Annotated in this window: 7 protein-coding genes and 2 tRNA genes; 5 read left to right on the top strand and 4 right to left on the bottom strand. The window is 63.6% G+C overall.

What is annotated here, in order from left to right:
* Window positions 1-77: 77 nt before the first annotated feature.
* Complete coding sequence (locus tag RIF85_RS00480) at window positions 78-317, bottom strand: hypothetical protein (RefSeq protein WP_309069938.1); 240 nt, start codon at window positions 315-317, stop codon at window positions 78-80.
* A gap of 64 nt (window positions 318-381) precedes the next feature.
* On the bottom strand, window positions 382-1,371 hold the full coding sequence (locus RIF85_RS00475) for an NAD(P)H-quinone oxidoreductase (protein ID WP_309069937.1): 990 nt from the start codon (window positions 1,369-1,371) through the stop codon (window positions 382-384).
* Window positions 1,372-1,463: 92 nt separating this feature from the next.
* Here RIF85_RS00475 and RIF85_RS00470 point away from each other — a divergent pair.
* The 3 genes from RIF85_RS00470 to RIF85_RS00460 all read left to right on the top strand — a co-directional run bounded on the left by RIF85_RS00470 (window position 1,464) and on the right by RIF85_RS00460 (window position 7,084).
* Window positions 1,464-1,551: transfer RNA gene (locus RIF85_RS00470), tRNA-Ser, on the top strand.
* 214 nt (window positions 1,552-1,765) lie between these two features.
* Window positions 1,766-2,287, top strand: coding sequence for a septum formation family protein (locus RIF85_RS00465; RefSeq protein ID WP_309069936.1), 522 nt, complete (start codon window positions 1,766-1,768; stop codon window positions 2,285-2,287).
* Window positions 2,288-2,605: 318 nt separating this feature from the next.
* On the top strand, window positions 2,606-7,084 hold the full coding sequence (locus RIF85_RS00460; RefSeq protein ID WP_309069935.1) for an ExeM/NucH family extracellular endonuclease: 4,479 nt from the start codon (window positions 2,606-2,608) through the stop codon (window positions 7,082-7,084).
* A gap of 87 nt (window positions 7,085-7,171) precedes the next feature.
* Here RIF85_RS00460 and RIF85_RS00455 read toward each other — a convergent pair whose 3' ends face one another.
* A complete protein-coding gene (locus RIF85_RS00455; protein WP_309069934.1) occupies window positions 7,172-9,094 on the bottom strand; it encodes an FAD/NAD(P)-binding protein in 1,923 nt (640 codons plus the stop codon).
* Between the two features lie 62 nt (window positions 9,095-9,156).
* Complete coding sequence (locus RIF85_RS00450) at window positions 9,157-11,550, bottom strand: excinuclease ABC subunit UvrA (RefSeq protein WP_309069933.1); 2,394 nt, start codon at window positions 11,548-11,550, stop codon at window positions 9,157-9,159.
* 161 nt (window positions 11,551-11,711) lie between these two features.
* On the opposite strand from RIF85_RS00450, the gene RIF85_RS00445 reads away from it, so the two are divergent.
* Together RIF85_RS00445 and RIF85_RS00440 are read left to right on the top strand one after the other, a co-directional pair.
* Window positions 11,712-13,802 (top strand): prolyl oligopeptidase family serine peptidase, encoded by a 2,091-nt coding sequence (locus tag RIF85_RS00445; RefSeq protein WP_309069932.1) that lies wholly within the window; start codon window positions 11,712-11,714, stop codon window positions 13,800-13,802.
* A 63-nt stretch (window positions 13,803-13,865) separates the two neighbouring features.
* Window positions 13,866-13,953, top strand: a tRNA-Ser gene (locus RIF85_RS00440).
* Window positions 13,954-14,036: the final 83 nt, after the last annotated feature.

Raw genomic sequence — 14,036 nt, 5'->3', positions numbered from 1 at the left:
GCTGCGTCACAACTTTCTGCCCGCGCTGAAGAAACTTCGCTGAGCGGCGGGAACGATGAGGTGAACGGCTCGCGGTATCAGTGCGAGGGTTGGTCCCTGCCGTCGCGGGAGTTGGAACCTTCGCTGAGGCTGGAGTGCGTATCTGTCCGCGGATCGGCTCCCTCGTCAGCGGTGTCCTGAGGGTTGCTCTTGACGCCGTCGTTCACCTGGTCTGCGAGGTTCTCCGCCCAGCTCTCAGCAGCGCGCTCAAGTCCTGACTCGTCGTCCTTGCCCTGCGCCGCCCTGTCCGGCTCGCCGTCTGCCCTGTGCTTGGCCATGATTCCTCCTTGGAATTTCGGTGGATGCTAGCTTGTCACACCGTCCGGAATCTACCAAGCAGACTTATTGTTTTGAAACGGACTGCAGCGTCAAGAGGATCTTGCCGGTGTGCTGACCGGAATCAAAGTACTCGTGCGCCTGCACGACGTCGGAGAGTGGGAACGTGCGGTCGACAGGTATCGAGATGGTTCCCTCTGTGATTAGCGGCCAGATGTGCTTGTAAACCCCGGCCATAATCGCTGACTTCTCCTCGACAGGCCGCGAGCGCAATGTAGTGCCGGTGACTGACGCGCGCTTCGCCATGAGAACACCGAGGTTGAGCTCTGCCTTGGCACCACCCTGCAGACCGATGACAACGAGGCGGCCGCCTGTCGCAAGCGCCTCCACGTTGCGGCTGAGGTACTTGGCGCCGACGACGTCGAGAATCACGTCCGCACCCCGTCCACCCGTCACCGCATCCACCTCAGCGACGAAGTCCTGCTCCCGATAGTTGATGCACACTTCGGCACCGAGGCTACGGGCGTAGTCGAGCTTCTGGGACGTTCCAGCAGTGACAATGGTGCGGACCCCCAGCGCACGCGCAAGCTGGATGGCCATGGTGCCGATTCCGCCCGACGCACCATGGATGAGCAGCGTCTCACCGCCGGCCATCCCAGCCGTCAGTACCAGGTTCGAGTACACCGTTGCCGCTACTTCGGGCAGGCCCGCGGCGGCCACCAGATCCACGCCGTCGGGCGCTGGCAGTACCTGCCCGGCAGGCACGGTTACCTGTTCGGCGTAGCCGCCGCCGGCAAGGAGCGCGACGACGGCGTCACCCCGCTGGAAATGTGACCCACCGGCGTCGGCAATCCTTCCCGACACCTCAAGACCGGGGTACTCGGAAGCTCCCGGAGGAGGCGGGTACACGCCCTTCCGCTGCTGCACGTCCGCCCGGTTCAGCCCGGCCGAGACAACATCGATCAGTACCTCTTCTGCCTGGGGACGGGGTGGTTCAACCTCGGCCACCTCCAGGACTTGCGGTTCACCGAACCTACGCAGTACTACGGCTTTCATCGGTTCCTTCCTGACCTGCCATGTTGACTTAGCTCCGCGCAATTGGCGGTAGTTTTGTGCTGCCTGCTCTGCATGAAACACTATTCCCCTGAGGAAGGTTGTCCGAGCGGCCGAAGGAGCTGGTCTTGAAAACCAGTGGGCGGTAACCCCGTCTCAAGGGTTCGAATCCCTTACCTTCCGCATTGAGCTGGCCGGCTCACCAGTTGCACCCCGTTGTCACAGGCGGGGTGCAATTGCTTTAACCGCTCCCCCACCTGCCTGCTCGCGTGCCCGCCATCGGCACCGATCGCTGTGCCGGCGCCCCGGGCGCCCGCGTGCCCGGACCTCCGCAATAGGATCCGGTAGGCTCCGGAAAGTGCCGATCCTGACGCCCGCAACGACGAGGAGCTTCTCCATGACGATCGCCGCCGCGAAGCACCTGCTCCCGCCCGCTGCCCTGGTCATCATGGCGGCAGCTCTCACCGGTTGTGCCATAGGGAACGACGACGGCGCGCCGCCTACCGGCCCGGCGTCAGCGGAACGCACGGAAGCCGCACAGGTCACGACGTCGGACGTCGCTGCCAATGACCTGCACGCGGGCGAATGCATGACCGACTCCGGCACTGCAGCAAACCCCGCCATCCAACTGCTCCCGTGCACGGAACCGCACGCGTTCGAGGTCTTCGCCACCAAGGAACTGCCGGAGGGCGACTACCCCGGTGTCGGCGAAGCGGACGCGCAGGCACAGGAGTTCTGCCGCACCGAGTTCCTCTCATTCGTGGGCGTCGACTACGACGCCTCATCTCTGGAGCTTCAGTACTTTTATCCGGTTGAGTCGGAATGGAACGACGACGACGGCGGACGGACGGTCGTGTGCCTGGTTGGCAACGCCGGGGGCGCACCGGCGACGGAGACACTCCGCGACTCCCGCAGATAGTTTCCACCAGCAAGCACTCGTGTTTGAATGTGCAAAGCGTCCGCTGTGTCCCACATCACTATCAGGTGAGCGGGAGCGGCGCTGAAGTCCGTCACCACCGGGCCGACGATGGGAAATGCCGTAGATGGTCTCTACCCGGCTGATCTGTTCCCCGCGGGGTAACCGCCTGTTCACTACAGCGTGGTTGGCTTGCCGCGACCGGAATGTCACCGGCAGATCCTATTGTCACTTTCGTGGCCAGTTCCGCCGAAGCACCATGCCGAACGCGGGCATCACTCGCGGCCGTAATCCGGCCAAAGTCAAGGAGAAACAGTACGAATGAATAATTCGTGGAGGGGCGCGCTGTGTTCAGCGCTTTCGGTGGGCTTGCTAGCCTCGCCGTTGGCGTTCTCGCCAGCCAGCGCAGAAGAATCCGTCGAAGCCCAGGCAGGCGCCGGCGTCGTTATCAATGAGGCATTCGTCAACGGGGGCAGTGCCAACGCACCATTCACCCACAAGTTCGTTGAGCTGCTCAACACCACTGACGCTCCTGTGAGCCTCGACGGCTGGTCGCTGCAGTACCGGTCGGCGACGGGGGCAGCTGCACCGTCCGGCGTCGTACCGCTGAAGGGCACCATCCCTGCGAACGGCCACTTCCTTGTACAGGGCGGCAGTAACGCCGGGAACGGCGCTGCTCTTCCGGCACCTGACCAGGCCAGCGGCGCATTGAATCCCGCTGCGGCGGGCGGCACTATCATCCTGGCCAATCAGGCTACGGCCGTGAACCCGCTGCCGGTCGGTTCCGTGGTCGGCGCCGCCGGTGTTGTTGACCTGCTCGGTTACGGCACCTCCAACACCTATGAGTCGCTTGCTGAGGAAGGCCCAGCCGGTGCCACGACGCTCTCGATGAACCGCGCTGATGGCATCGATACCGACAACAACCGTGCGGATTTCACTGCTCTGGACGCCGTTACACCCACCAACGCCGCTGGTGGGACTGCCGGAAGCGAACCCGAACCAGATCCCGAACCGGAACCGCCGGTGCCCGGCGAGGTCATCCCCATCGACCAGATTCAGGGCACCTCCACAGCTACTCCCTACCTCGGCCAAATTGTCACCACGCGAGGTGTGGTCACCGCCGCGTACCCCAGCGGTGGTTTTGAGGGCTACTACATCCAGACCGCCGGAACAGGCGGAGATCTTGGAGCGGACCATTCCGCCTCGGATGGAATCTTTATCTACTCACCCGACACCGTCGGCGACGTTGCCGTCGGTGATTCCGTCGAGGTAACGGGCACCGCGGGCGAGTACTTCACTCTGTCGCAGATCACCGTGCCAGCCGGTGGCATGTCCAAGCTCACGGAAGCTGCCGAAGCAGTCAAGCCGGCGTCCGTCGCCTACCCCGCCACGGACGCCGCACGTGAAGCTCTGGAGGGCATGCTCGTCCAACCGCCCGGCGCCTTCACCGTTTCCGACAACTACATGCTGAACCAGTATGGCGAGATCACGCTCGCTGCCGGGGACACTCCCCTGGTCCAGCCTACGGAGGTCGCCCCCCCGGGCACCCCCGAGAACACGGCTGTCACAGCAGACAACGCCGCACGGGCCGTGAAGCTCGACGACGGCGCTACCACCAACTTCCTCCGCGGCACGGCGATGGACCAACCGCTGCCCTACCTCACGCCGGAGCAACCGGTCCGGGTCAACTCGTCTGCGACCTTCACCTCGCCCGTGATCTTTGACTTCCGCAACAGCTCCTGGAAGTTCCAGCCGCTGACCGCGCTCACGGCTGCCAACTCGGCCGAAGTGCAGCCCGTCGCGTTTGTTGGGTCCCGTCCCGAATCGCCCGCGAGCGTTGGCGGCAACGTCAAGGTCGCATCATTCAACGTACTCAACTACTTCACCACCACCGGTGACCAGCTCACCGGGTGCACCTACTACGAGGACCGGGCAGGTAATCCGGTCACGGTGCGTGGAGGCTGCGATGCTCGCGGTGCGGCGAATGCTGAGAACCTTGAACGCCAGGAAGCGAAGATCGTTGCAGCCATCAACGGGCTTGGCGCCGACGTCGTCTCCCTCGAAGAAATCGAGAACTCAGCGAAGTTCGGCAAGGACCGCGACGAAGCCCTGGCCACGTTGACCGCCGCACTGAACGAGGCCGCTCCCGGTGTGTGGGACTTCGTCCGTTCACCGGAGCAGTTGCCCGCCCTTGAGGATGAGGACTTCATCCGCACCGCCTTCATCTACAAGAAGGCAGTGGTCGAGGCAGTAGGCGAGTCGGTCATCCTCAATGACAATGACGCGTTCTCGAACGCCCGCAAGCCGCTGGCCCAGTCCTTCAACCTGCCCGGCGGGAACGACTCCACCAAGTTCCTTGTGATCGCCAACCACTTCAAATCGAAGGGATCAGGCAGCGGTGAGAACGCTGACCAGGGTGATGGCCAGGGCGCTTCCAACGCGGACCGCGTTGAGCAGGCAACGGCTCTCGTGGCCTTCGCCGACCAGCTCAAGAAGGACGCCGGTACAGACAAGGTCTTCCTCGCCGGTGATTTCAACTCCTACTCGGCCGAGGATCCCATGCAGGTCCTGTACGACGCCGGTTACATCAACCAGGGTGCCAAGACCGACGGATACTCCTACGTTTTCTCCGGCCTTGTGGGGTCGCTGGATCACATCCTTGCGTCGCCCGAAGCCGACGCGATGGTCTCCGGCGTAGACGTATGGAACATCAACGCGGTGGAGTCGGTGGCGCTGGAGTACAGCCGCTACAACTACAACGCGACCAACCTTTACGAGCCCAATCAGTTCAGGGCCAGCGATCACGATCCGGTGATTGTCGGGCTGGACCTGGCGCCCGCTAAGGCCACTACGGAGCTCAACCTCATGGGCATCAACGACTTCCACGGTCGAATCGATGCGAATACCGTGAAGTTCGCCGGAACCGTCGAAGAACTGCGCGCACAGTACGGCGAGGAGAACTCCCTGTTCCTCTCGGCTGGAGACAACATCGGGGCCTCGCTCTTTGCCTCTTCGGTCGCGAAGGATCAGCCTACGATCGACGTTCTGAACGCACTCGGCCTCAGGGCTTCAGCGGTGGGCAACCACGAGTTCGACGGCGGCTTCGCCGACCTGAGCGGGCGGGTGGCTGACGCCGCGGAATTCCCCTACCTCGGTGCGAACGTGTACCAGAAGGGCACCACCACTCCTGCCATGCAGGAGTACGAGATCGTGGAGGTGGGAGGGATCGACGTAGCTGTTATCGGCGCAGTCACAGAAGAAACGCCGTCGCTCGTGAGCCCCGGCGGCATCGCGGACCTGGAGTTCGGCGATCCCGTGGAGGCAGTGAACCGCGTCGCTGCGCAGATCGAGGAGCAGGACCTCGCTGACGTTATCGTGGCCGAGTACCACGAGGGCGCTGGAGACGGCGTAGCCGAGGGATCAACGCTCGAACAGGAAGTCGCCGCGGGCGATGCATTCGCAGATATCGTCACCGGCACCTCGCCGCTCGTCGATGCTATCTACACGGGACACACGCACAAGCAGTATGTGTGGGACGCTCCCGTTCCCGGTGTCGAGGGTGAAACCCGTCCGGTAGTTCAGACCGGCTCCTACGGCGAGTACATCGGGCAGATCACCCTCACCGTGGATAACGCCACGGGAGAGGTTGAGTCCTACACCGCGCAGAACGTCAAGCGCACCGCCACGGCCCCGGCCACCCTCGTAGCAACTTATCCCCGCGTCGCCGCGGTCAAGGCGATCGTCGATGCGGCGCTCGCTGAGGCCGAGGTCATCGGCAGCCGTGCGGTGGGTTCGGTCACTTCGGACATCACAACCGCTTTTGTGAACGGCGGCCGCGACGACCGGACCAACGAATCGACGCTGGGCAATCTCGTCGCCGACTCCATGAAGGCATCACTCTCGGCAACAGAGCGGGGCGGAGCCCAGATAGGCGTCATCAACCCGGGCGGCCTTCGCAACGAGCTCTACTACGGGGAAGACGGCGTGATCACCTACGCCGAAGCGAACGCCGTCTTGCCTTTCGTCAACAACCTGTGGACCGTCACACTGACCGGCGAGCAGTTCACAACGATGCTGGAGCAGCAGTGGCAGCCGGAAGGCTCATCGAGGTCTTTCCTCGCCCTGGGTCTCTCCGACAACGTGTCCTACACTTACAACCCGGACCTGGCAGCCGGATCCCGCATCACCTCCGTGATTATCGACGGCGCACCGCTGGACCCGGCCGCGGAATATCGGATCGGTACGGTCAGCTTCCTGGCACAGGGCGGCGACAACTTCACCGTCTTCCAGCAGGGAACCGACGTCCGTGACTCAGGTTTGGTGGACCGCGACGCGTGGATCAGCTACATCGAGCAGAACAGCCCGTTGTCGCCGAGCTTCGACCGTAGGGGCGTAGTGGTGAAGGATGCACCGGCCACTGTCACCGCGGGTGACTCCGTAACTTTCAGTGTTGCGAAGCTGGATCTGACCTCACTTGGCAGCCCGGCTAACACCAGCCTGTCGACAAGCTTCGTTGACGCTGACGGGAACGTCACCGAGTTGGGAAGCACTCCCGTCGCGGGCGGCGCTGCGCAGGTTACCGTCACCGTTCCGGAAGCAGTTGCCGGACCCGGAAGGATCGTTGTGGTGGCAGAAGAATCCGGCACTACCGTCACCCTGCCGGTCACTGTGGAAGCGGCTGCGGAGGACGCGTGCGTTGCACCGGTGAAGCCGAAGCGCGGACCCGGCGCTGAGAAACCCAACAGCTACGGCCAGGCAATGGCGGAATACCGCAGGTGCCTTGCGGCGGCCCGCGGCTAGAACGCATCCGCCGTTGAACTAACTCACACAGGAAGCGCCCCTTCGCAGCAGTGGAGGGGCGCTTCTTGTTGTTATCTGGGATACCCGCTACTGTCGGCCGAGGACAGCCAAGGCGATGTCATCGGCATCGCGGAGGGTCCGGCCCCCGGCATCCAGCGATGCACCGGCCTCGGCAGCAATCGCAGTTCCCCATTGCACGGAACTCAGCTGAAGGCCGAGAACGAAAAGGTTCTCCTGCACGAGACCGTTCGCGCCCACCGCACGGTATGGCGGCTTGGTCACGTCGAGGCCCGGGGAAACTTCAGGCACACCGTCTTCGGACATAGTGGTTCGCGCACGAACAAGCCCGTCCTCGAGCAACCGGCGAAGGAGGACGGTCTGATTCTGGGTTACACGGTTGGCGGGCATCATGGCTTCAACGAGGGCACCGGCCTCGTACTTGCCTCCATCCACCCAGGGCGAGGAGACAGCAAACCGACCTGATTCGGCGTCGAGCTCGAATCGCGGAGCAGGACCTGCAAAGCGTACGATGCCCGCCCTTGCCAATGCAGCCAACTGCTCTATCCGCAATGCGGGCGGTCCGCTCGCAAGACCTTCGACGAGCGGCTCGAACCAGCCGCGCAATTCAGCGGTCCAGGAGGCCTCAGTGAGGCCGCCGTCAGCGACGACCTGCTTGATGACGGACCGCCCGGCGTTCATCGCACCGATGGCCATCTTCAGAGGGTCATCTTCGCCGCGGTCGGAGCCGGCCGCGTCCTTCTCGAGATAATCCAGCACCGCCCGGTTGTACTCGTCGGAGGACGCAAACCGGTGCCTCCCGAAAGGCTGTGCCAGCGCTTCGAGATCAAGCCGGTCGGCAGGCGGGACGGTTGCCTCAAGAAGATCCTCCAACCGCCGTGGCCAGGCCCTGTCAGAGTCGTCGAGCACGTCCCGAAGCGACGCGCAGAACGAATCGGGAAGCCCGGAGATCCGGGCCAGCGTGCTGTAGTACGCCCACACGGCGTCCCGGTGGAGCAGCGGCCACAGGTCGTGGTCGAAACCGGGCTGAATCCCGTTCGCTGCGAAGCTGCCGGCGCGTTCAAGCGTGCAGTAGCGGAGCTGCACACTGCGTGGAACATAACTGTCGAGCTTCGCTTTCGCGCGGTACGGAGTTCCTCGGCGCGACGCGGCAATCACCAGAGGCTCCCTACCGGAGGGCTGGTAGGTCAGCGCCCTGCCCGCGGGTTCACCGCTCGTCACGAATCTGCCGCCACGGCCTTCCGTGAGGTGAGTGATGATGTCGAAGAAGTTCAGGCCGAGCCCGCGGAACAGGACACGCTTGCGGGCCGGGAGCCGGTTCCAATCGGCGTCGGCCGGCACGTTGGGGGCCCAGTACTGAAGGCCAAGCCGCGCTGCGCCGTCGCGCAGGGCTTCCTGCTCGGGGTTGAGTTGGGCGGGAAGGTGGCCCATAGCCAGTACGACGGCGTCGCTCGCCACCGTGCTGCCCTCGCTGAGTTCGATCCGAAAACCTGCAGGCAGCGCCTCGACATGCTGGGCCTCGCAGGAATGCACGATGACATCGAAGCCGTCCCCCAGCGAGCCCGTCAAAGACGAGAAGATCCATTCGAGATATCGCCCATAGATCGCCCTGCTCGGAAAGTCCACCGAGCTGAGCGATCGAAGCTCCGAACGGTCCGCATCGCTCAGGCGCGCATCAGGAGCCGCGTCCATGCGCTGCCGCCAGTCGTCAAAGGACAGTGGCACGGGCGACTGCGCACGTTCGGCGGCGGCCTGACCGACCGGCACGACAGTGGGAAACAGTGCCGGGGTGTTCATGAGGAAGTGCCGCGACTGGTCGGTGCGCCAGACATGACCGGGGCCGGGGTGGTGAGGATCGATCAGGTGGACGGTGACGACGGAACGATCAACCTCGGCCTGTGCGCGCCAGTTCGCGATGAGGCGCTCGAGAACGGAGATACCACGCGGGCCGGCGCCGATAATGGCCACCTGTACAGCCCGCGTTGTCTCCATCCATCTAGGTTATCCGCCGTGCGCTGAGCTTCTGTTCAACCGATTCATCGCCCGCATGGCCCTCATCCCGTGGCTACGTATGCCGCCAGATGCTTGCCTGTCAGCGTGGAGTGCTCAGCGACGAGGTCGGCCGGCGTTCCCTCGAAGACCACTGTGCCTCCGTCGTGCCCGGCGCCCGGACCGAGATCGATAATCCAGTCTGCGTGCGCCATCACCGCCTGGTGATGCTCAATGACCAGGACTGATTTCCCAGAGTCGACGAGGCGATCCAACAGCCCAAGCAGCTGCTCGACGTCGGCCAGGTGAAGTCCGGTCGTCGGCTCGTCAAGGACATAGATGTCACCCTTCTCCCCCATCTGGGTGGCAAGCTTGAGCCGTTGCCGCTCGCCGCCGGACAGTGTGGTGAGCGGCTGCCCCAGGCTGAGATAGCCGAGGCCGACGTCGGCCATCCGTTCGAGGATCTTGTGGGCGGCGGGGGTACGGGCCTCGCCGTCCCCGAAAAACCCGACCGCCTCCGAAACGGGCATGGCAAGCACTTCGGAGATGTTCTTTCCACCCACTGTGTACTCAAGTACTGAGGCCTGGAATCGCCTGCCTTCACATTCTTCGCACGGGGATTCCATGGTCGCCATCACGCCCAGGTCGGTGTAGATCACCCCTGCGCCGTTACAGGTGGAGCAGGCACCCTCCGAGTTGGAACTGAACAGAGCGGGTTTGACGCCGTTGACCTTCGCGAACGTCTTGCGGATGGGCTCAAGAAGTCCGGTATAGGTGGCGGGGTTGCTTCGCCGGGAGCCACGGATGGCCGCCTGGTCGATCACTACAACGCCATCGCGCTGTGCAACGGATCCGTGGATCAGCGAGCTCTTGCCGGAACCGGCCACGCCCGTGACCACACACAGGACCCCCAGGGGGACATCGACGTCGACGTTCTGCAGGTTGTGCGTTGAAGCTCCCCTGATCTCCAGCACCTGCTTCGGGGAACGGACCTGCTCCTTGAGCCTGGCGCGGTCGTCGAGATGGCGACCGGTGATGGTGTCACTTTCCCGCAGTCCCTCGACAGTTCCCTCGTAACAGACCGCTCCGCCCCCGGTTCCGGCCCCGGGCCCCAGGTCGATAACGTGATCGGCGATCGTGATGGTCTCGGGTTTGTGCTCAACGACCAGCACAGTATTGCCTTTGTCCCGCAACTGCAGCAGCAGTTTATTCATGCGCTCGATGTCGTGCGGATGGAGGCCGATGCTCGGCTCGTCGAAGACATACGTGACATCGGTGAGTGAGGATCCCAGGTGCCGGATCATCTTGGTCCGCTGCGCCTCGCCGCCCGAGAGCGTGCCGGCCGGCCGGTCGAGGGAAAGGTAACCCAGCCCGATTTCGGCGAACGAGTCGAGAAGGTGCTGAAGCCCTTTGAGCAACGGTGCAACGGAAGGCTCCTTGAGGTCCCGGAGCCACTGTGCAAGATCGCTGATCTGCATGGTGCAGAGCTCGGCGATGTTCTTGCCCTGGATCTTCGAGGACAGAGCCGCCTGGGTGAGCCGTGTTCCCTCGCACTCGGGGCAGGTCTGGAACGTCACGGCGCGCTCAACGAACCGACGCACATGCGGCTGCATGGCTTCCGGGTCCTTGGAAAGCATCGACTTCTGTATCTTCGGGATAATCCCCTCGAACGTGAGGTTGACGCCTTCGACCTTGATCTTGGTGGGCTCCGCATACAGCATCGTGTCGAGCTGCTTCTTGGTGAACTTCTCGATCGGTTTGTCCATGGGCAGCCCCATGCCCTCGAACAACCTTCCGTACCACCCGTCCATCGAGTAGCCGGGGACGGTCAGCGCCCCGTCGGCGAGCGTCTTGGCCTCGTCGTAGAGAGCGGTGCGGTCAATGTCGCTGACGTTGCCCATGCCCTCGCATCTCGGGCACATGCCACCGAGGTATACCGCCTGGCTGACCACGCTCTTCTCCACGCGGCCGCCCTTGTCGGTGGACATGACACCGCTGGCCTTGCGCGTCGGCACATTGAAGGAATACGCGGTAGGTGGACCGACATACGGCGACCCCAACCTGCTGAAGAGGATGCGGAGCATGGCGTTGGCATCCGTCGCCGTTCCCACGGTGGAGCGCGGGTTGGCTCCCATTCTCTCCTGGTCGACGATGATGGCAGTCGTCAACCCCTCGAGCAGATCGACTTCCGGCCGGGCAAGCGAAGGCATGAACCCCTGCACGAAGGCGCTGTAGGTCTCGTTGATCATCCGCTGGGACTCGGCGGCGATGGTTGCGAAGACCAGGGAGCTCTTGCCCGATCCGGAGACGCCGGTGAATACCGTCAGTCGCCGCTTGGGGATCTCCACACTGATGTCTTTGAGGTTGTTTTCGCGGGCTCCCTGCACCCGGATCACTTCATGGGTATCCGCGATGTGCGTGTCTGCACTGTCCAGATCAGTGCTTGTGGCCGTATTCATTCTGCCTCCAGGTGCTGCGGAGCGGGTGGAATCCGGGACGGCGGACGTGTGGCGCTACCCCGGCACTATCCAGACTGGATCTATCTAATCAGGTGGCATCGCCAATGGGCAGACCCGGTCGGTACCGAGAGAAAATGGGGCAGGTTGCCTAAGATAACGGTATGACGCACACCACGCAGCAGCCCGACTCTGCACTTGAGGATGAGTTCCTCTGGCTGGAGGACATCTACGGAGAGAAGCCCCTGGAATGGGTGCGCAGCGAGAACTCCGTGACAGAGGAAGCTCTCGTCAACCCGGAGTTCCTAGCATCTGAACAGCGACTCCTTGAGGTACTCGATGCCACGGACCGCATTCCGATGGTTTCCAAGCGCGGCGGGCATTATTACAACTTCTGGCGTGACAAAGATCACCCGAAGGGCTTGTGGCGGCGGACCACCTGGGACAGCTACCTGACGGACGCGCCGGAGTGGGACGTCCTTCTCGACGTGGATGCCCTGGCGGCAGACGAGGAGAAGGAATGGGTGTGGGGCGGAGCCATGTTCCTGCGCCCCGACGAGGGCGAGCCCTATCGGCGCGTGCTCATCGCGCTTTCGCCGGACGGCGGCGACGCGCAGCGGTACCGCGAGTACGACGTCGTTGACCGCGCGTTCGTGGAGGGCGGCTTCGACATCCCGGTGGCGAAGAGCAGGATCAGCTGGGCCGGACCGGATGCGCTTCACATCGGCACGGATTTTGGCCCCGGAACAATGACCACGAGCTCCTACCCGCGCACCGTGCGCACCCTCCGCCGTGGGGAGGAGCTTGATTCTGCGGAGCTGTATTTCGAAATTCCGGAAACCTCGATGATGGCCGTGGTGATGCATGACCAGACCCCGGGATTCGAGCGTGACATCGCCGCGCACATCGTTGACTTCTACTCCAGCCGCACGTATCTGCGCCGCGACGGTGAGTGGGTGCATGTCGACGTTCCGGATGACGTCAACGTGTCGCTGCACCGGGAATGGCTGGTGCTGCGGCCCAGAACCGACTTCGAGCTGGACGGTGTAACGTACCGTGGCGGCTCCCTCCAGGCCGCGCCGTTGGAAGCTTTCCTGAGCGGGCAACGCGCACTGACAACCGTCTTCGAGCCCGACGAGCACACGGCCCTGCAGTCGTGGAGCTGGACCCGCGACCGCCTCCTGCTGAACCTGCTGAAGGATGTCTCCTCGGAAATCCGCGTCCTCAATCCAGCCGATGGTTGGTCTTCAGAATTGCTGGACGCGTGCCCGCCCCTCCACTCGGTGGACGCGTACGCCGTGGATGACGAGGACGACGACGCCGGTAACGACTACTGGCTTGTCGCCACCGGATTCCTGACGCCTACCACGGTGGTGCGCGGCACCATCGGCGGGGGTCACGAGGAAGTCAAGGCGTCGCCGTCGTACTTCGATGAGTCTGCGTTCGAGGTGGAGCAGCACTTCGCAGTGTCCGCTGACGGCACCCGGGTGCCTTACTTCCAGGTCGCGCCGAAGGGCCTCGTGCTCGACGGCGGCAACCCGACCCTGCTCTCCGGGTACGGAGGATTTGAGCATGCCATGACGCCGGCGTACAGCGGGGTCATCGGGCGGGGCTGGCTGGAACGCCGAACCGGTGACGGCCGCTCAGGCGTGTATGTACTGGCGAACATTCGCGGTGGCGGTGAATACGGCCCGGCGTGGCATCAGGCGGCCCTGCATGCCAACCGGCACCGCGCCTACGAGGACTTTGCCGCGATTGCGCAGGATCTGGTGGACCGCGGCGTCACCAGCCCCGAACTACTCGGTTGCACGGGCAGGAGCAACGGCGGCCTGCTGGTCGGGAACATGCTGACGCAGTATCCGCACCTGTTCGGGGCAATCTCGTGCGGCGTGCCGCTGCTCGACATGAAGCGGTACACCAAGCTTTCCGCGGGGTACTCGTGGATCGCCGAGTACGGTGATCCTGACAACCCGGAGCAGTGGGAATACGTTCAGACGTTCTCCCCGTACCACCGCTTGCAGGAGGGTAGGAAGTACCCGAAGACCCTGATCTGGACGGCCACGAGTGACGATCGGGTTGGCCCGGTGCAGGCGCGCAAGATGGCTGCACGAATGAAGTCGCTCGGTGTGGAGAACGTGTGGTTCCACGAGGCACTCGAAGGTGGACATGCGGGCGCGTCGGATAACCGCCAGGCTGCGCGCATGCATGCCATGTCCTACGAGTTCGTGTGGAAGGCCTTGACCGGCGGGCTGTAGCTTGGCTGATTTTGCTCTTGCCCGGAGGTTCTGGGTAGTCTTGGGTGGCTAGTAATAGCTGCTGGAGACGTGCCAGAGCGGCCGAATGGGCTTCACTGCTAATGAAGTGTGGGTCTAAAGCCCACCGGGGGTTCAAATCCCCCCGTCTCCGCGTTTGGATCAGGCGCCCTGCGAATTGAGAAATCAACTCCCAGGGCGCCTTTTCTTTTGGTTCAACCGGTGCGGGGCGGGTGC

The organism is Arthrobacter sp., from assembly GCF_031179385.1.
In the GTDB taxonomy this organism is placed as follows: domain Bacteria; phylum Actinomycetota; class Actinomycetes; order Actinomycetales; family Micrococcaceae; genus Arthrobacter_D.
The sequence above is the reverse complement of the archived record's forward strand: the minus strand, read 5'-3'. Positions and strand labels throughout refer to the sequence as shown.